Raw genomic sequence first — 18,066 nt, forward strand, 5'->3', positions numbered from 1 at the left:
GCGGTCGGCGTCAGTGACGGAATTCGTCGCCGCGGCCGCCGTCGCCACCGCCCCCGCCGTGATTGCCGCCGCCGTTCCCGCCTTGCGACCGGCCGCCGCCACCCTGATACGTCGGCGGCTGCATCGTACGCGGTGCGCCGCCCGGCGCGACCGGCGGATGCATGACGGCCGACGGCGCAGGCGTGTGCGGCTCGGCGCCTCGACCCGGCATCGGCGCGGGGCCGCCCTGCGGTTGAGGCGCCGGCGCGTGCATCTCGGCGCCCCGCCCCTGCATCGGCGCGGGGCCGCCCTGCGGCTGCGGCGCGGGCGCGCGAATCGAGCCGTTCCAGCCGCCGCGCGCGGCAGACGGCCGTGCGTCATGCACCGCGCCGCCCGGAGCCGGTACGCCCTGCGCCGGTACACCCGGTGCCGGTATGCCCGGTTGCGGATGCCCTTGCCCCGGCGGGATGCCGCCCGGGCCGAGTCGCGGCTCCGGACGATGCGCCCAGCGATCGCGGTCGTGATACCACGGCCGGTTGCGGTAATAGCGGTCCCAGTACGCGCCGATCGCGAAGCCGGTGATCGGGATCCCGACGATCGCGCCATATTCGAGCACCGGCACGTCGTTGCCCTGGTACGGATAGTTGAGCAGCTGCGCATCGATCCAGCCGCGTACGCCCGGCACCGCGACGTCGCACCACGTGTAGTCGCTGAGGCAGCCGTACACGTCCAGCGCCGTGCCGGGCGCGAGCTGCGCCACCACCGGATAGTCGGGCGCCGGCCCGGCGAACAGTTCGGCCGGCGCGTTCGTATAGGCGTCGCTCTGTGCATCGGCGACGCCCGGCAGGGCCGCCGCGCCGAACAGGACCATGCACAGGCTTCGGATGATCGTGCGTCTCATGATGTTCTCCCTCGCGGTGCCGCGGTGCGCCGGTCAGTGCCGATGACCGCCGCCCCAGTGGCCGCCGCCCCACGGGCGGCCCCAGTGTCCGCCGTGTCCGCGCCAGTGGCCGCCCCAGCCTCCCCAGAAGCCGAAGCCGATCGCGACCGGCGGCCCGTACCAGCCCGGGTAGTACGCGGGATAGTAGTACGGATACGGGGCCGGATAGGCCGGCGCGACATCGACGTCGGCATCGGCCGGCGCCGTGCTCGACGCCGCGTTCGGCGAAGCAACGGCCGCGCCCGGCGCAACCGGGGTCTCGCGCTGCGTCACCGTGGCGGGCACCGGCGTGTAATACGGTGCATACCCATACGGGCTCGTGTAATAGCAGCCGCCGAGCGTCAGCGCGACCAGCGCGACGACGCCCGATCTCGCGGCGTGAATCGGGTTCATTCCTTGCTCCGGCAGAAATCGCGCGTCGCCGCCGGGCGCGCGCCTGCTTCTAGCTTACGTCCCCTGCAGATTTCCGCGGGTATGATCGGTTACTGTTTGTTTCACGCACCGGCCGATTACCCGGGCGCCCATACACCCACCCGCCTTTTCTTATTGCCCGCCGTCGCCTTCCGCCGAGCGCAGGCACGCTGCGTGCTCGGGCGTCTCCGGCGCCGCGGTTGAACTCGGCGCGAATGCCCTCAACTTGAATCTACTCGGGGCCTCCGGCGCGAACGAACAGGCGTTCGCGAACACCCGGCGGCCGACAACCCGCGGGATGCGTCCCGCACAGCCAGGAACGCGGCTCGCGCCGCCCTCGACATGACTACGCCACGCCCCACTCTCCGGGCGGACACGCCGCTCGATCCGATCATCCAGTTGCTTGCGCTTGCCGGCGAGCAGGGTTATCTGACGCACGCCGACCTCGTCGACGCGCTGCCGCCCGAAAGCGACAGCCCCGACGCGCTCGACGTCGTGCGCGCGGCGCTCGCGGACATCGGCATCGCCGTGCTCGACGAGCCGGTCGCGTCGCAGCCGTTCGCGGCCGCGCCCGCTGCCGACGTCGATCGCGATGCGCTCGACGAGGGCCGCACGCTGCTCGGCGATCTCGCACGCGGCGCAAGCGCGTCGACCGATCCGCTCGCGCTCTATATGCGTCGCATGCACGCGGTCCCGCTGCTCACGCGCGAAGACGAAATCGTGCTGGCGCGCGAGATCGAGACGGGCCGCCATCAGATGCTGCACGCGCTCGCCGGCTGTCCGGCGGCGATCGACGCGCTGCTGGCGCGCCACGGCGCGGGCGCGACGAACGCGAGCGACGACGAGGAAGACAACGACGACGGCGGCCGCGCCCGCACGCCCGCCAGCGACGACGCGCTGCGCGCAGCCGTTGCGGACGTGCGGCGCGCGCTGCACGCCCACGGCAGCCGCTCCGACGGCTACCGCGACGCACGCAACTGCCTTGCCGCGCAGCTCGGCGCGATTGCCTGGGTCGGTCCGGCCGTCGACGACGCATGCCGCGTCGTGCGCGCGCTCGCGTCCGCGCCGGCCGGCGACACGGCGCGCGCGATCGCCGGCGCGGACGCGGGCCGCTTCGACATGCTCGCGCGGCGCGCGCTCGTCGCCGCGCTCGACGACGGCCAGCAGAAAGTGCATGACGCGACCCGCGCGATGCTCGAAGCGAACCTGCGTCTCGTGCTGTCGATCGCGCGCAAGTACGCGAACCGCGGCGTCGACCTGTCCGATCTGGTACAGGACGGCTGCATCGGCCTGATGCGCGCGATCGAGAAGTTCGAATACCGGCGCGGCTTCAAGTTCTCGACGTATGCGACGTGGTGGATCCGCCAGGCGATCGCGCGCGCGGTCGCCGATCGCGCCCGCACGATCCGCGTGCCGGTGCATGTCGGCGATCAGCAGCAGCGCGTGCGGCGGCATGCGCTGCGCTTTCACCAGCGCACCGGCCGGCAGCCGACGCCCGCCGAGCTCGCGGCCGAAACCGGGCTCGACGAAACCCGGCTGCGCGCGGTGCTCGCGCTGCCCGCCGAGCCGGTATCGCTCGACACGCCGCTGCCCGACGCGGACACCGGCCTCGTGGACCTGATCGAGGACCAGTCCTCGGCCAGCCCGTTCGAACGGCTCGCCGACACGCGCATGCGCGAATGCGTGACGTCGCTGCTGCGCTCGGTCACGCCGGCCGAGGCCGACGTGCTGCGGCGGCGATTCGGCCTCGGCGGCACCGAGCCGGACACGTACGACGCGATCGCGAAGGATGCGGGGATGTCGCGCGAACGCGTGCGGCAGATCGAGAAACGCGCGCTCGCCGCGCTGCGAACCATTGCCGAAGCGGAGGACGCGCACTCGTTCCTCGACGCGTGACGAACGACGGGCGCGCAGGCGACGCGTTCGTGCCGGCGGCCGGCACGAACGCGTCTGCCTGTACAACGTTTGCTATTGACGTGCATCAAATTTTCTTCGATTTGCCCCGCGACAATCAGTGAGGACCGACCGGTGCGTGGCCTGTCGCGTCCCTCCTGTCGCACATCAGAAGGTCCCTCGCCATGTCGACGAGTGCCACCCGGACACACGAGGAAAACCGGCAGATCGCGGATTGCCTGCGCGAGGCCGCGCAGCGGCTCGCCGACCAGGGTGCGAATCCGTATCGCGCCGCCGCGTACCGCGCATCGGCCGACACCGTCGACGCACTGGACGGCAGCGTGCGCGCGCTGTTCGATGCGGGCGGCGTCGATGCGCTCGGCGCGCTGCCCGAGATCGGCACGGGCGTCGCGCAGGCGATCGCCGAACTGCTCGTCACCGGACGCTGGCGCCAGCTCGAACGGCTGCGCGGCGACGCCGGACACGCGTCCGCATTCGAGGCCGTGCCCGGCATCGGCCGTTCGCTGGCGCTGCGGATTCACGACCTGCTGCACATCGACACGCTGGAAGATCTCGAACGGGTAGTCCGCAGCGGCCAGCTCGAAGCGATCCCGGGCGTCGGGCCGCGCCGCGCGGCCGGCATCCGCGCCGCGCTCGACGACGTGCTGGGCCGGCGCCGCCGCTGGCAAGGCGCCGTGCGCGACAGCGGTCCCGGCGCGGAGCCGCCCGTCGAACTGCTGCTCTACATCGATCGCCTGTATCGCCGCCAGGCCGCCGCCGGCATGCTGCCGACGCTCACGCCGAGACACCCGGCCATCGACGGCCACGCGTGGTCGCCGGTGATGCACATGACCAAGGGCGGCTGGCATTTCACCGCGCTGTGCCCGCCCGACGCCCGCGCGCCGGCCTCCGGCCGCACCACGAACTGGGTTGCGCTGTACTTCTACGACGCGGCGCAGCGCGAGCAGCAGCGCACCGTCGTCACCGAAACGCTCGGCACGCTCGTCGGCAAGCGCATCGTGCGCGGACGCGAGATGGAATGCCGCGCGTACTACGCGGGCTGAGCGCGCGCCGCGCCTCGCACCGGCCGCCCGCCTACGCGCGCTCCGCATTCGCGCGCCGCGCCGGATGCCGATGGGCGACGATGCGCAACAGCTTGCGGAACGACGGACACTCGAGATGGCTCGGCGCCGGGCACACGGCCGCGTGGCGCAGCGCGTCGCGCACGGCGCCGAGACGACGGATCGTGCGGTCGAGCGCATCGGCCTTCTGGTCGAGTTTCGCGCGATCGATCGCGGGCCGGCCGTCCGCGCCGAACATCGCGCCGATCTCGTCGAGCGAAAAACCGGCCTCGCGGCCGAGCGCGATCAGCGCCAGACGCTCCAGCACCGCTTCGTCGTACTGCCGCCGCAGCCCGCGACGGCCGTTCGGCGCGATCAGCCCCTTCTCCTCGTAGTAGCGCAGCGTCGATGCGGGCAAGCCCGTCTCGCGCGCGACGTTGGCGATATCCAGTCGGCTCATGCTTGACCTCAAGTGAACTTGACGTTGCAAGATAGTCGCTCGACTCCACCACGACAAGCCCTGCTGCAATGAAGACGACGAAACCGATATCCAGGCCGTCCTGCGCGATCGCGGCGACATGCCGGCCGTGCCGCAGATCCCTGCCCGCCGCGACCGGAGACTCGCGATGAACGCGCCCGATCTCCTGCTGCGCCTGCTGCCGATCGGCGCAGGCGCGACGCTCGTGTCGGATCTGTGGGCGCTGTTCCGGCAGCGCGCATTCGGCATTCCGTCGCTCGATCTGGCGCTGGTCGGCCGCTGGGTCGGCCATATGGCGCACGGGCAGTTCCGGCACGCGTCGATCGTGTCCGCGCCGCCCGTGGCCGGCGAACGCGCACTCGGCTGGCTCGTCCATTACGCGATCGGCATCGCGTTCGCGGCGCTGCCCGTCGCGATCGCGGGCCCCGCGTGGATCGACACGCCGACGCTCGGTCCCGCGCTCGCCGCCGGCGTCTTCAGCGTGGCTGCGCCGTTCTTCGTGATGCAGCCCGCGCTCGGATTCGGCGTCGCGGCATCGCGCACGCCGCAGCCGGCCCTCGCGCGGCGGCGCAGCGTCGTCGCGCATCTGTCGTACGGGGTGGGACTCTATCTGTCGGCGCTCGCGCTGGCCGGCTGAGTGCGCGAAGCGTCGTTTCGCGCCACGCGCAGGCTCGTGCGGCGGCGCACCGGCGGGTCACTCCCCGCCGCACTCGATCAGGTTGTGACGCACGCGGCCGAGCAGCCGCACCAGCGTGTCGCGCTCTTCGCGCGTAAAGCCGCGCAGTCCGTCGTCGGCGACGGTATCGCCGACTTCGAGCATCTGCGGAAAGATCTCGCGCGACTTGTCGGTCAGGCGGATCACGAACGCGCGGCGATCGTCGTCGCTCGCGATGCGCTCGATCCAGCCGAGGCTTTCCATCCGGTCGAGCAGCCGCGTCAGCGAAATCGGCGTGATCTCGAGCCATTCCGCGAGCCGCGCCTGGTTCATCTCGCCCTTCCACGTCAGGTACGCAAGCACGCGACTTTGCGCGCGCGTCAGCCCGATGCGCTTCGCGCGCCGGTCGTACAGGCGTCCGTGCAGGCGGGCCACGTCGGAAAGCAGGTAGCCGAACCGGTTCTCGTAGGTCTTGTCCATGCGGCGATTATAGGGTCAAGCCGGCGACGCCCCCGTCTCCGCCGCCGGCGATGAGCACAGATATAATAAGCCTGCTTATAATTTACGCCATACCAGATCGCCACCCACGGCGACCGCCTCCCGGAGACAACGCTTGAACCCCGCCGCCGCCGCATCGCCGCCCGCCCTGAACCGGCCGATGCTGACCCTGTCGATCATGCTCGCCACGCTGATCCAGACCCTCGACAGCACGATCGCGAACGTCGCGCTGCCGCATATGCAGGGCAGCCTGTCCGCGTCGCAGGACGAGATCACCTGGGTGCTGACCTCCTATATCGTCGCCGCGGCGATCGCGACGCCGCTGACCGGCTGGCTGTCCGACCGGCTCAGCGTGAAGCGGCTGCTGACGATCTCGATCGCGGGCTTCACGATCGCGTCCGCGCTGTGCGGACTGTCCGAGTCGCTGGTGCAGATCGTCGGCGCACGGCTGCTGCAGGGCATCTTTGGCGCGGCGCTGGTGCCGCTGTCGCAGTCGATCCTGCTCGACATCAATCCGCGCGAAAAGCAGGGCCAGGCGATGGCGATCTGGGGGATGGGCGTGATGGTCGGCCCGATCCTCGGCCCGACCCTCGGCGGCTGGCTCACCGACAGCTACAACTGGCGCTGGGTGTTCTTCATCAACGTGCCGATCGGCGCGTTCGCGCTCGCCGGCGTGCTGACCTTCCTGCCCGCGCGCGCGCCGCGCCCGCACGTGAAGTTCGACGCGTTCGGCTTCGCGACGCTGGCGCTGGCGATCGGCGCGTTCCAGGCGATGCTCGACCGCGGCGAGCAGCTCGACTGGTTCGGCTCGACCGAAATCCGCATCGAAGCGCTGGTCGCGGCGCTCAGCTTCGCGTTCTTTCTCGCGCACACGGCGACCGTCGGCAAGGCGTCGTTCTTCAAGTCGGAACTGCTGCGCGACCCGAACTTCGCGACCGGCACGCTGTTCATCTTCGTGGTCGGCGCGGTGCTGTACGCGACGCGCGCGCTGCTGCCGCCGATGCTGCAGAACCTGATGGGCTACCCGGTCGCGACCACCGGCCTCGTCACAGCGCCAAGCGGCGCGGGCACGATGATCGCGATGCTGTTCGTCGGCCGGCTGCTGAAATACGTCGACGCGCGGCTGCTGCTGCTCGCCGGGCTGTCGATTTCCGCGCTCGCGCTGTGGCAGATGATGCAGTACACGGTCGTGCTGTCCGAGTCCGACATCGTGTGGCCGGGCGTGGTCCAGGGCTTCGGGCTGGGGCTCGTGTTCGTGCCGCTCAGCGCGCTGTCGTTCTCGACGCTGCCGCCCGAGCTGCGCGCCGACGGCACGGCCACCTACAGCCTGATGCGCAACATCGGCAGCAGCATCGGCATCTCGATCGTGCAGACGCTGATGACGCGCAACACGCAGGTCGCGCACGCCGATCTCGCGGCCCACGTCACGCCGTTCAACCCCGCCGTGCAGGCTCTGGCCGGCAGCCGCCTCGACATCGCGCTGCTCGACCGCACGATCAACCAGCAGGCGACGATGATCGCGTACCTGAACGACTTCAAGCTGATGTTCGTCGCGACGCTGCTGATGATTCCGCTGCTGATGCTGATCCGGCCGCCGCAGAAGGTGGCGAGCGTCGACGTCGCGCACGCGGCGATGGACTGACGAAAGCCGACGCGCGCATCGGCGGCGTCGGCATGGCCCGCGCATCGAACGCGGGCGACGGGCGCCGCGTCAGACCTTCATCGTCCCCGTGCGCACGAAGCGCTCGTGCCACGACAGCGACTCCGCGAGCAGATGCGGCGTATGCTTGCCGAAGCTCTCGCGCGACGCGCGCTCGAAGTAGTCCTCCAGCATCGGCCGGTAGTCCGGGTGCGCACAGCTCGCGATGATCTTGCGCGCGCGCTGCTTCGGCGACAGCCCGCGCAGATCGGCGAGGCCCTGCTCGGTGACGACCACCGCGACATCGTGCTCGGTATGGTCGACGTGGCTCGCCATCGGCACGATCCGCGAAATCGCGCCGCCCTTCGCGGTGCTCGCCGACATGAAGCAGGACAGATAGCCGTTGCGCGCGAAATCGCCGGAGCCGCCGATGCCGTTCTGGATCTTCGTGCCCATCACGTGCGTCGAATTCACGTTGCCGTAGATGTCGGCCTCGATCATCCCGTTCATCGCGATGCAGCCGAGGCGGCGCACGAGTTCCGGATGGTTGCTGATCTCCTGCGGACGCAGCAGGATCTTCTCGCGGAACAGCGCGATTTCGTCGGCGAAGCGCTGCACGGCGGCCGGGCTCAGCGACAGCGCGGTCGCCGACGCGAAGCGCAGCGTGCCGTCCTGCAGCAGGTCGAGCATGCCGTCCTGGATCACTTCCGTGTAGGCGGTCAGGTCCGAGAAGCCGGCCGAGCTGAGCTCCGCCAGTACCGCGTTGGTGATGTTGCCGACGCCGGACTGCAGCGGCAGCAGGTTCGCCGGCAGGCGGCCGCGCTTCACCTCGTGGCGCAGGAAGTCGATCAGCCGCTCCGCGATCTGCTTGGACGTGTCGTCCGGCGCGGAGAACGCGTTGCTGCGATCCGGCGCATCGGTCTCGACGATCGCGACGATCTTGTCGGCCGGACAGCGCAGGTACGGCTCGCCGATGCGGTCGTCGCTTTTCGTCAGCGGAATCGGCTTGCGGTTCGGCGGCAGCGCGGTGCCGTAGTAGATGTCGTGCATCCCGTCGAGGCCGAGCGGCTGGCGCGCGTTGACTTCGAGGATCACGTGCTTCGCCTGCTCGAGCCAGGTCTTGTTGTTGCCGACCGACGCGGACGGAATCAGCAGCCCGTCCTCGCGGATGCCCGCGACTTCGACGATCGCGACGTCCAGTTCGCCGAACAGGCCGAACCACGCGTATTGCGCGACGTGGCTCAGGTGGATGTCCTGGTAGTCGACTTCGCCGGCGTTGATCTTGTCGCGCAGCGTGGGGTCGGACTGGTACGGCAGCCGCATCGAGATGCCGTTGGTGCGGGCCAGCGCGCCGTCGAGTTCCGGCGCGGTCGACGCGCCCGTCAGCACGTTGATCCGGAAATCCTCGCCGCGCGCGTGCGCCGCTTCGATATGGGCAGCCAGCGCGGCCGGCACGGCCTTCGGGTAGCCGGAGCCGGTGAAGCCGCTCATGGCGACGGTCATGCCGGGACGGATCAGCGCGGCGGCTTCGTCGGCGGTGCGGACGAGCGAACGCAGGGCGGGAGCGAGGATGCGTGATGAAGACATGGCTGAATTTCTGACGCGTTTTGGTCTGTCGTTGACGTCGCGGGGGCGCTCCTGAGCGACGCGAAGCCCTTGGGGCCGCGATGGGCGGCCGGCACCACAGGCACGTCCGGAGTATCGCAGACGCGATCGTGGCGAAAAATCGCCGCCGGATGAAAAAGACCCTTCCTGAATTTGCCGGGTATCGGGTGACGGATCTGTGACAGGCGCGTCTTCCGTCGTTCGACGCCCGACATTACAAACATGAAGGAATCAATCGGGCGATCCGGCCGTCATTCGCGTTCGTCGCCCGACGATTCCCGGCAAGGGGATCCCGCGGCCAATTGTCGCCCGATGCCTGCTTTTCGGGACTGATGCACGTCAAGCATCGCGTCGCCGGCGCGACCGCCGGGCCCGGCCGTGCGGGCCGGCGCGCGCCTGCACGGCGGTATCACTGCTGGATGTCAGGGCATTGAACGAAGAAAAAGCATTAAATTACAATTCCGTATATATTTCGCCGATGGACCAAAGAAAAACCGCCACACGTTCCGAACCCCCGCTGCCACGCACCTGGGATGCGCGGCTCGCGCGCTCGCTCGTCCGCCCGCTGATCGACACGCCCGTCACCCCGAATCACCTGACCACCGTCCGCCTGCTGATCGGGCTCGCCGGCGCGTGGTGCCTCGCGCAAGGCGGCTTCGCATGGAGCAACGCCGGCGCGTTCCTGATCGTGCTGTCGAACTTCGTCGATCACACCGACGGCGAACTCGCGCGAATCAGCGGCAAATCCAGCAAGATCGGTCATTTTTACGACCTCGCGGCCGATGCGCTCGTGACGATCGCGCTGTTCGTCTGCATGGGCGTCGGCATCGTCGCGCAGGGCGGCCGGATGGCCGCGTCGCCGGTACTGCTCGGCGCGGTGGCCGGCGCGGCCGTCGCGCTGATCTTCTTCCTGCGGATGCGGATCGAATCGATCGCGGGCAAGGCCGGCACCAAGCAGGCCTTCGCCGGCGGCTTCGAGACCGAGGACGTGCTGTATCTGCTCCCGCTCGTGACGCTGTTCGACGGCGTCGAACCGTTTCTGCTCGCGGCGTCGATCGGCGCCCCGCTGTTCGCCGCCTGGGTCGTGATCGACTGGTGGCGCATCGTCCGGCGCGGCCACGCTGCGCAGAACCCAACCGAAATCCAGGCTTCCAAATGACTGCTAGCACGCGCGACGACTCCGTGCTGACCCCGGCACGCCCCGCGCCTGCGCGCGCGGACGAGTCCGACCCCGATCGCACCGTGGCCGACTGCGTCGGCCGTCTCGACCTCGACCGCCTGCGCAGCGATTACACACGCCAGGGATCGTTCCTCTATCTCGACGCGTTCCTGCCCGCCGACGCGCACGCGAAGCTCGCCGACGCCGCGCGCCGCCTGCAGCCCGCGCTGAACCGCAATTACCTGCCCGGCCACAAGCAGGGCGGCAGCGTGAGCCGGCACACGATCGACGAGCAGGCACCCTACATCGCCGAGCTGTATCGCTCGAAGGCGCTGATCGCGTTCCTCGAGAAGATGACCGGCGACAAGCTGATGCTATCGCCGGACGACGATCCGCACGCCTACGCGCTGTATTACTACACGAAGCCCGGCGACCACATCGGCTGGCACTACGACACGTCGTACTACGACGGCCGCCGCTACACGCTGCTGATCGGCGTGATCGACGAATCGTCGTGCCGGCTCGACTATGAGCTGCACACGCGCAATCCGGACCTGCCGGACGAACCGGGCTCCGTGCAGATCGCCGACGGCGGCATCGTGCTGTTCGACGGCGACAAGCTGCGTCACCGGATCACGCCGCTCGGCCAGAACGAGATACGCGTGTCGCTGACCTTCGAATACGTGACCAACCCCGGCATGCGGCCGTGGAAGCGCTTCATCTCGAACATGAAGGATGCGATCGCGTATTTCGGCTTCCGCCAGGTGTTCCGGCAACTGGTCACGCGGCGTTCGAGCGGGTCATGACACGCGCGGGCCTGATCCTGCTGTCCCTCGGGACGGCGCTGTTCGTGGCACTGCTCGCCTGGCAGGGCGTCGGCGCGGTCGCGTCGACCTTCCTCGCGGCCGGTTGGGGTCTCGCGCTCGTCGCGGCGTTCCACGTCGTGCCGCTCGTGATCGACGCCGTCGCGATTTCGGTGATGTTCCGCCGCGGCCAGCCGGGCGCCGAACTGCGCCACGCGCTGCGCGCGCGCTGGGTCGGCGAGTCGGTCAACAGCCTGCTGCCCGCCGGGCAGATCGGCGGCCCCGTGCTGATGGTGCGCTACCTCGCGCAGCGCGGCACGCGGATGGCCGACGCGGCCGCCGCCGTCACCGTCAGCACGACGATGCAGGCGCTCGCGCAGATGGCGTTCGCGCTGATCGGCATCGCCGCGTTCAGCCTCTATGCGACCCACGATTCGGTCGCGCATCTGCGCACGCCCGCGCTGATCGCCACGGGCGTGCTCGGCGGACTCGCCGCGCTGTTCTACGCGGCGCAGCAACGCGGGCTGTTCGGCCGCGGGATGCGCCTCGCGTCGAAACTGCTGGGCCCGCGCGACTGGTCGTCGCTGGCCACGCGCGCGGATGCGATCGACGATGCGGTCGGCGCGCTGTACCGCGATCGCGCGAAGGTCGCGAAGACTTTCGCACTGAGCCTGGTCGGCTGGCTCGTCGGCACCGCGGAAGTGTGGCTCGCGCTGCACTTCCTCGGCCATCCGGTGAGCTGGCTCGACGCGCTGCTGCTCGAAAGCGTCGGTCAGGCGATCCGCGGCGCGGCCTTCGCGATCCCGGGCTCGCTCGGCGCGCAGGAAGGCGGCTACCTGCTGCTCGCGCCGCTGGTCGGCCTGCCGCCCGACGCGGCGCTCGCGCTGTCGCTCGCGAAGCGCGCGCGCGAACTCGCGCTCGGCCTGCCCGGCCTGCTCTATCTGCATTTCAGTGAAAGAAACTGGCAGCGGCGCCGTGCGCCGCAGCCGCTCGCCGACTGACCGGTCACGCACCGATCCGCCGGCTTTTTGGTTGGAGAACCCATGCGAGCCATCATCCTTGCGGCAGGCCTCGGCTTGCGCCTGCAACAACCGCCCGAGGCACAGTTTCCGAAGTGCCTGCTGCGCTTCGACGACGTGTCGCTGCTCGAGCGCCACCTGCGCCTGCTCGACGCGGTCGGCGTCGACGAGATCGTGCTCGGGCTCGGCTTCCAGTCCGAGAAGGTCGAGCAGGAACTGAAGCGCCTCGGCCGCCGCGCCGAGATCGTGCTGAACGACCGCTACGACCTCGGCAGCGTGCTGACCGTGCATACGGTCGCCGATGCGATGACGCGCGGCGGCGACGTGCTGCTGATGGACGCCGACGTGCTGTACGACGACAGCATCCTGCATGCGCTCGTGGCCGATCCGGACCGCCCGGTCGACCGCCTGCTGATCGACCGCGACTTCGAGGCCGGCGACGAGCCCGTCAAGCTGTGCCTGAAGAACGGCGTGCCGGTCGAACTGCGCAAGCAGCTCGCGGTCGACCTCGACTACGACACGATCGGCGAGTCGGTCGGCTTCTTCCGCTTCACCGAAGGCACCGCGCGCCGCCTCGCGACGATCGTCGCGGGCTACGTCGACAGCGGCCGTGCGAACATGCCGCACGAGGAAGCCGTGCGCGACCTGCTGCTCGAAGGCGGCCACTCGTTCGACGTCGCCGACGTCACGGGCGCGCCGTGGATCGAGATCGATTTCCCGAACGACGTCGCGCGCGCCGCGCAGGACGTCCTTCCCCTGATTCAACGCACGACCGCGGGAGCCGCACGATGAACGCACGCGAACCCAACTTCACCGAATCGCGCAGCGCACGCCTGCGCCGCATGCTCGTCAGCGACGAGCTCGAATTCCTGATGGAAGCGCACAACGGCCTGTCCGCACGCATCGTCCGCGAAGCCGGCTTCAAGGGCATCTGGGCGTCGGGCCTCGCGATCTCCGCGCAGTTCGGCGTGCGCGACAACAACGAGGCGAGCTGGACGCAGGTCGTCGACGTGCTCGAATTCATGGCCGACGCGAGCGACCTGCCGATCCTGCTCGACGGCGACACCGGCTACGGCAACTTCAACAACGTGCGCCGCCTCGTGAAGAAGCTCGAGCAGCGCGGCATCGCCGGCGTGTGCATCGAGGACAAGCAGTTCCCGAAGACGAACAGCTTCATCGACGGCGAGCGCCAGCCGCTCGCCGAGATCGACGAGTTCTGCGGCAAGATCAAGGCCGGCAAGGATTCGCAGAGCGACCCCGACTTCTCGATCGTCGCGCGCGTCGAGGCGCTGATCGCGGGCTGGGGGATGGACGAGGCGCTGCGCCGCGCGAACGCGTATGCGGAAGCCGGCGCCGACGCGATCCTGATCCACAGCAAGCTGTCGCGCCCCGACGAGATCCTGCAGTTCGCGCGCGAATGGAGCGGCAAGGCGCCGCTCGTGATCGTGCCGACCAAGTACTACAGCACGCCCACCGACGTGTTCCGCCAGGCCGGCATCAGCACCGTGATCTGGGCGAACCACCTGATCCGCGCGTCGGCGTCGGCGATGCAGTCCGTCGCACGCGAAATCCACGAGAACCAGACGCTGATCAACGTCGAGGATCGCGTCGCGTCGGTCAACGAGATCTTCCGCCTGCAGGACGCCGACGAATACTCGGCGGCCGAGCGCATCTACCTGTCGTCGTCGTCGCGCGCGTCGAACGCGGCGATCGTGCTCGCCGCGAGCCGCGGCAAGGGCCTGGAGGCCGTCACCGAGGACAAGCCGAAGGTGATGCTGCCGGTCGCCGGCAAGCCGCTGCTGCGCTGGCTCGTCGACGGCTTCAAGAAGCATGGCGTGAACGACATCACCGTGGTCGGCGGCTATCGCGCGGATGCGATCGACACGTCGGGCATCAAGCTCGTCGTCAACGAACGCCATGCATCGACCGGCGAACTCGCATCGCTCGCCTGCGCGGCCGAGCGCCTGACCGGCGACACCGTGATCTCGTACGGCGACCTGCTGTTCCGCAGCTACATCCTGCGCGACCTCGCGGAGAGCGAGGCCGAATTCAGCGTCGTCGTCGATTCGTCGCTGACCGAGCCGACCAACCAGAGCGTGCGCGATTTCGCGCTGTGCTCGGCGGCCGACGATCGCGGCCTGTTCGGCCAGAAGACGTATCTGCAGCGCGTATCGAGCGACGTCGCCGCGGGCACGCCGCACGGCCGCTGGATCGGCCTGCTGAACGTGCGCGGCGGCGGCGTCGAACGCCTGAAGGCGATGCTCGCGACGCTGCAGGCGCGCGACGATTTCGACACGCTCGACATCCCTGCGCTGCTCAACGAACTGATCGCCGCCGGCGAGAAGATCGAGGTGCAGTACGTGCACGGACACTGGCGCGGCGTCAACGATCTCGAAGACTTCCGCCGCGCGGGCGACTTCGCGCACGGCCAGACGCCGATGTCCGAGCCGGGTGCCGGCAACGGGAGCGCACAATGATCGAGGCGGCCCAGTTCGTCGAGGCGGCGCGTGCGCGCGGCTTCGACTGGTACGCGGGCGTGCCCTGCTCGTACCTGACGCCGTTCATCAACTACGTGCTGCAGGACCCGACGCTGCATTACCTGTCGGCCGCGAACGAAGGCGATGCGGTCGCGCTGATCGCCGGCGCGACGCTCGGCGGCAAGCGCGGGATCGCGATGATGCAGAACTCGGGGCTCGGCAATGCGGTGAGCCCGCTCACGTCGCTCACGTGGACCTTCCGCCTGCCGCAGCTGCTGATCGTCACGTGGCGCGGCCAGCCGGGCGTCGCCGACGAGCCGCAGCATGCGCTGATGGGGCCGATCACGCCCGCGATGCTCGACACGATGGAGATCCCGTGGGAGACGTTCCCGACCGACCCCGAACAGGTCGGCCCGGCGCTCGACCGCGCGATCGCGCACATGGACGCAACCGGCCGCCCGTACGCGCTCGTGATGCAGAAAGGCAGCGTCGCGCCGTATGAGCTGAAGGCGAACCCGTCGGCCGCGCCGCGCGCGCAGGTCGCCGCGCAATCGTCGTCGCGCGCCGCGTCGGCCGATGCCTGGCCGACGCGCCAGGACGCGCTGCAGCGCGTGATCGCGCATACGCCGGTCGACTCGACCGTCGTGCTCGCGTCCACCGGTTTCTGCGGCCGCGAACTGTACGCGCTCGACGATCGGCCGAACCAGCTCTACATGGTCGGCTCGATGGGCTGCGTGACGCCGCTCGCGCTCGGTCTCGCGCTCGCGCGCCCCGATCTGCGCGTGGTCGCCGTGGACGGCGACGGCGCCGCGCTGATGCGCATGGGTGCATTCGCGACGCTTGGCACCTACGGCCCGGCCAATCTCACGCACGTGCTGCTCGACAACGGCGCGCACGAATCGACCGGCGGCCAGGCAACCGTGTCGCAGCATGTGTCGTTCGCAGGCGTCGCGGCCGCGTGCGGCTATGCATCGGCGGTCGAAGGCGACACGCTCGACGTGCTCGATGCGGCGTTGTCCGCGTCGGACGACGCGAGCGGCGCGCGCTTCGTGCGGCTCGCGATCCGCACGGGCGTGCCCGACGGCCTGCCCCGCCCGACCGTCACGCCGGTCGAGGTCAAGACCCGTCTGATGCGGCACATCGGCGCCGCGCAGACCGAAGCCCACGCTGAAGGAGCCCATTGATGCTGCTGCTGAACCCCGGCCCGGTCACGCTCACCGAACGCGTGCGCCGCAGCCTGCTGCAACCGGACCTGTGCCATCGCGAAAGCGAATTCTTCGATCTGCAGGACGAGGCGCGCACGCGTCTCGTCGCCGCATACGAACTCGATCCGGCCGAATGGACCGCCGTGCTGATGACCGGTTCGGGCACGGCCGCCGTCGAAAGCATGATCGCGGCCCTGGTGCCGCAGGACGGCAAGCTGCTCGTGATCGAGAACGGCGTGTACGGCGAACGCATCACGCAGATCGCGACGCAGTACGGAATCGCGCACGACGTGCTGAAGCACGAATGGATGCAGGCGCCCGATCTCGCGCAGATCGCCGCACGGCTCGACGCGGGCGGCTACTCGCACGTCGCGGTGATTCATCACGAGACGACGACCGGCCGCCTGAACGATCTCGGCGCGATCGCCGACGTCTGTCGCGCGCGCGGCGTGAAGCTGCTCGTCGACGGCGTCAGCAGCTTCGGCGCGGAAGCGATCGATTTTGCCGGCGGCGACATCGACGCGGTCGCCGCGACCGCGAACAAGTGCCTGCACGGCGTGCCGGGCGCGGCGTTCGTGATCGTGCGCCGCAGTGCGCTCGCGAAGGCTGCGAGCCGCACGTACTACCTCGACCTCGGCCGTCTCGCGAAGCTGCAGGACCAGCGCAACACGCCGTTCACGCCGTCCGTGCATGCGTATTACGCGCTCGTCGAGGCGCTGCGCGAATTCGACGAAGCGGGCGGCTGGCGCGCGCGCCATGCGCGCTACAAGGCGCTCGCCGATCAGGCGCAGGCCGGCCTCGCCGCACGCGGGATGCCGCTGGTACTGCCGGAAGGCGCGTCGTCGGTCGTGCTGCGCGCGTACCGGCTGCCGCAAGGCGTCACGTACGAGACGCTGCACGACGGGCTGAAGGCGCGCGGCTTCGTGATCTACGCGGGGCAAGGCGGGCTGTCGAAGGAGCTGTTCCGCATTTCGACGATGGGCGCGATCGAGGCGGCCGACGTCGAGCGGCTGCTGGACGGGTTCACGGCGCTCACGCGCTGAATGCCGATCCGTTCATGACAAAAGGCCCGCGAGGGCCTTTTTTTGTCGATCGAGAAACCGCTTCAGAGAATACGATCCAGCGCGCCGGCGAAGCGCGCGACCGCGCCGTCGACGTCGTGCAGCTTGTCGAGGCCGAACAGGCCGATGCGGAAGGTCCTGAAGTCCTCCGGCTCGTCGCATTGCAGCGGCACGCCGGGCGCGATCTGCACGCCCGCATCGGCGAATTTCTTGCCGGACCGGATGCCGTCGTCGTCGGTGTAGCAGACCACGACGCCCGGCGCCTCGAAGCCTTCGGCCGCCACGCTGCGGAACCCCTTGTCGGCGAGCAGCGCGCGGATGCGCTTGCCGAGTTCGAGCTGCTCCGCCCTCACCTTGTCGAAGCCGTACGCGTCGGTTTCCTTCATCACATCGCGCAGCGTCACGAGGCTGTCCGTCGGCATCGTCGCGTGATACGCGAAGCCGCCGTTCTCGTAGGCTTCCATGATCTGCAGCCATTTGCGCAGGTCGCACGCGAAGCTGGTGCTGGTCGTCGCCTCGATGCGCTCGCGCGCGAGCGGGCTCAGCATCACCAACCCGCAGCACGGCGATGCGCTCCAGCCTTTCTGCGGCGCGCTGATCAGCACGTCGACGCCGGTTGCCTGCATGTCCACCCAGATCGTGCCGGACGCGATGCAGTCGAGCACGAACATCCCGCCGACCGCATGCACGGCATCCGCGACCGCGCGCAGGTAGTCGTCAGGCAACATCATCCCCGATGCGGTCTCGACGTGCGGCGCGAATACCAGATCCGGCTTGTCGGCCTTGATCGCCGCGACTACTTCGTCGATCGGGGCAGGCGCATAGGCGGCCTGCCGGCCGGCTTCGACCGGGCGCGCCTTCAGCACCGTCGACGCCGACGGAATGCTGCCCATGTCGAAAATCTGCGACCAGCGGAAACTGAACCAGCCGTTGCGGATGACCAGGCACTTCCGGTTCGTCGCGAACTGCCGGGCCACGGCCTCCATGCCGAACGTGCCGCTGCCCGGGACGACGATGGCCGCCTTCGCGTTATAGACTTTTTTCAGCGAGGCGGAAATATCGCGCATGACGCCCTGAAAAAGCTGCGACATGTGATTGATCGATCGGTCGGTGTAGACCACCGAATATTCGAGGAGCCCCTCGCGGTCGACATCGGGAAGTAATCCTGGCACGCTCGCCTCCG

Annotated in this window: 17 protein-coding genes; 11 read left to right on the forward strand and 6 right to left on the reverse strand. The window is 69.4% G+C overall.

The annotated features are described in order from the left end of the window. Positions 1–10: 10 nt before the first annotated feature. Positions 11–880 carry an SH3 domain-containing protein gene (locus tag WS57_RS07750; protein WP_069243993.1) on the reverse strand — a complete coding sequence of 290 codons (870 nt, stop codon included), beginning with the start codon at positions 878–880 and terminating at the stop codon, positions 11–13. 33 nt (positions 881–913) lie between these two features. Continuing rightward, positions 914–1,312 (reverse strand): hypothetical protein, encoded by a 399-nt coding sequence (locus WS57_RS07755; RefSeq protein WP_069243994.1) that lies wholly within the window; start codon positions 1,310–1,312, stop codon positions 914–916. A gap of 360 nt (positions 1,313–1,672) precedes the next feature. Here WS57_RS07755 and WS57_RS07760 point away from each other — a divergent pair, with 360 nt between their 5' ends. Further along, positions 1,673–3,226: a sigma-70 family RNA polymerase sigma factor gene (locus WS57_RS07760; RefSeq protein ID WP_069243995.1), complete on the forward strand. Its 1,554-nt coding sequence runs from the start codon at positions 1,673–1,675 to the stop codon at positions 3,224–3,226. A 182-nt stretch (positions 3,227–3,408) separates the two neighbouring features. Beyond that, positions 3,409–4,287, forward strand: a complete 879-nt coding sequence (locus WS57_RS07765) for a helix-hairpin-helix domain-containing protein (protein WP_059514309.1) — start codon at positions 3,409–3,411, stop codon at positions 4,285–4,287. A gap of 31 nt (positions 4,288–4,318) precedes the next feature. On the opposite strand, the gene WS57_RS07770 is transcribed toward WS57_RS07765, so the two are convergent. Further along, complete coding sequence (locus tag WS57_RS07770) at positions 4,319–4,744, reverse strand: helix-turn-helix domain-containing protein (protein WP_059514302.1); 426 nt, start codon at positions 4,742–4,744, stop codon at positions 4,319–4,321. 166 nt (positions 4,745–4,910) lie between these two features. Here WS57_RS07770 and WS57_RS07775 point away from each other — a divergent pair, with 166 nt between their 5' ends. Beyond that, a complete protein-coding gene (locus WS57_RS07775) occupies positions 4,911–5,399 on the forward strand; it encodes a DUF2938 domain-containing protein (protein WP_059514299.1) in 489 nt (162 codons plus the stop codon). Positions 5,400–5,456: 57 nt separating this feature from the next. On the opposite strand, the gene WS57_RS07780 is transcribed toward WS57_RS07775, so the two are convergent. Next, complete coding sequence (locus WS57_RS07780; RefSeq protein ID WP_040129547.1) at positions 5,457–5,897, reverse strand: MarR family winged helix-turn-helix transcriptional regulator; 441 nt, start codon at positions 5,895–5,897, stop codon at positions 5,457–5,459. A gap of 133 nt (positions 5,898–6,030) precedes the next feature. Between WS57_RS07780 and WS57_RS07785 the strand changes: the two genes are divergently transcribed. Beyond that, the gene (locus tag WS57_RS07785; protein ID WP_069243996.1) at positions 6,031–7,557 is read left to right on the forward strand and encodes a DHA2 family efflux MFS transporter permease subunit; all 1,527 of its coding nucleotides are present in this window, start codon (positions 6,031–6,033) and stop codon (positions 7,555–7,557) included. Positions 7,558–7,626: 69 nt separating this feature from the next. Here WS57_RS07785 and WS57_RS07790 read toward each other — a convergent pair whose 3' ends face one another. Then, on the reverse strand, positions 7,627–9,141 hold the full coding sequence (locus tag WS57_RS07790) for an acetyl-CoA hydrolase/transferase family protein (RefSeq protein WP_040129551.1): 1,515 nt from the start codon (positions 9,139–9,141) through the stop codon (positions 7,627–7,629). 496 nt (positions 9,142–9,637) lie between these two features. Here WS57_RS07790 and WS57_RS07795 point away from each other — a divergent pair, with 496 nt between their 5' ends. Genes WS57_RS07795 through WS57_RS07825 form a run of 7 tightly spaced genes read left to right on the forward strand, consistent with a single transcriptional unit; the run spans position 9,638 to position 16,865 of the window. Beyond that, the gene (locus tag WS57_RS07795) at positions 9,638–10,318 is read left to right on the forward strand and encodes a CDP-alcohol phosphatidyltransferase family protein (RefSeq protein WP_009695004.1); all 681 of its coding nucleotides are present in this window, start codon (positions 9,638–9,640) and stop codon (positions 10,316–10,318) included. Beyond that, positions 10,315–11,124: a 2OG-Fe(II) oxygenase gene (locus WS57_RS07800; protein ID WP_069243997.1), complete on the forward strand. Its 810-nt coding sequence runs from the start codon at positions 10,315–10,317 to the stop codon at positions 11,122–11,124. Before WS57_RS07795 ends, WS57_RS07800 begins: the two co-directional genes overlap by 4 nt. Then, positions 11,121–12,122, forward strand: a complete 1,002-nt coding sequence (locus tag WS57_RS07805; RefSeq protein WP_040129556.1) for an HpnL family protein — start codon at positions 11,121–11,123, stop codon at positions 12,120–12,122. Before WS57_RS07800 ends, WS57_RS07805 begins: the two co-directional genes overlap by 4 nt. A gap of 42 nt (positions 12,123–12,164) precedes the next feature. Beyond that, positions 12,165–12,932: an NTP transferase domain-containing protein gene (locus WS57_RS07810; protein ID WP_009688160.1), complete on the forward strand. Its 768-nt coding sequence runs from the start codon at positions 12,165–12,167 to the stop codon at positions 12,930–12,932. Then, complete coding sequence (gene aepX, locus WS57_RS07815) at positions 12,929–14,617, forward strand: phosphoenolpyruvate mutase (RefSeq protein WP_059603204.1); 1,689 nt, start codon at positions 12,929–12,931, stop codon at positions 14,615–14,617. Before WS57_RS07810 ends, aepX begins: the two co-directional genes overlap by 4 nt. Beyond that, positions 14,614–15,801, forward strand: a complete 1,188-nt coding sequence (aepY, locus tag WS57_RS07820; RefSeq protein ID WP_009688162.1) for a phosphonopyruvate decarboxylase — start codon at positions 14,614–14,616, stop codon at positions 15,799–15,801. Before aepX ends, aepY begins: the two co-directional genes overlap by 4 nt. Then, positions 15,801–16,865: a 2-aminoethylphosphonate aminotransferase gene (locus WS57_RS07825; RefSeq protein ID WP_059478309.1), complete on the forward strand. Its 1,065-nt coding sequence runs from the start codon at positions 15,801–15,803 to the stop codon at positions 16,863–16,865. The genes aepY and WS57_RS07825 overlap by 1 nt, the downstream gene beginning before the upstream one ends. A 62-nt stretch (positions 16,866–16,927) precedes the next feature. On the opposite strand, the gene WS57_RS07830 is transcribed toward WS57_RS07825, so the two are convergent. Continuing rightward, positions 16,928–18,055 carry an aminotransferase class V-fold PLP-dependent enzyme gene (locus WS57_RS07830; protein ID WP_059514327.1) on the reverse strand — a complete coding sequence of 376 codons (1,128 nt, stop codon included), beginning with the start codon at positions 18,053–18,055 and terminating at the stop codon, positions 16,928–16,930. Positions 18,056–18,066 lie beyond the last annotated feature (11 nt).

The sequence above is a fragment of the Burkholderia pseudomultivorans genome (assembly GCF_001718415.1).
In the GTDB taxonomy this organism is placed as follows: domain Bacteria; phylum Pseudomonadota; class Gammaproteobacteria; order Burkholderiales; family Burkholderiaceae; genus Burkholderia; species Burkholderia pseudomultivorans_A.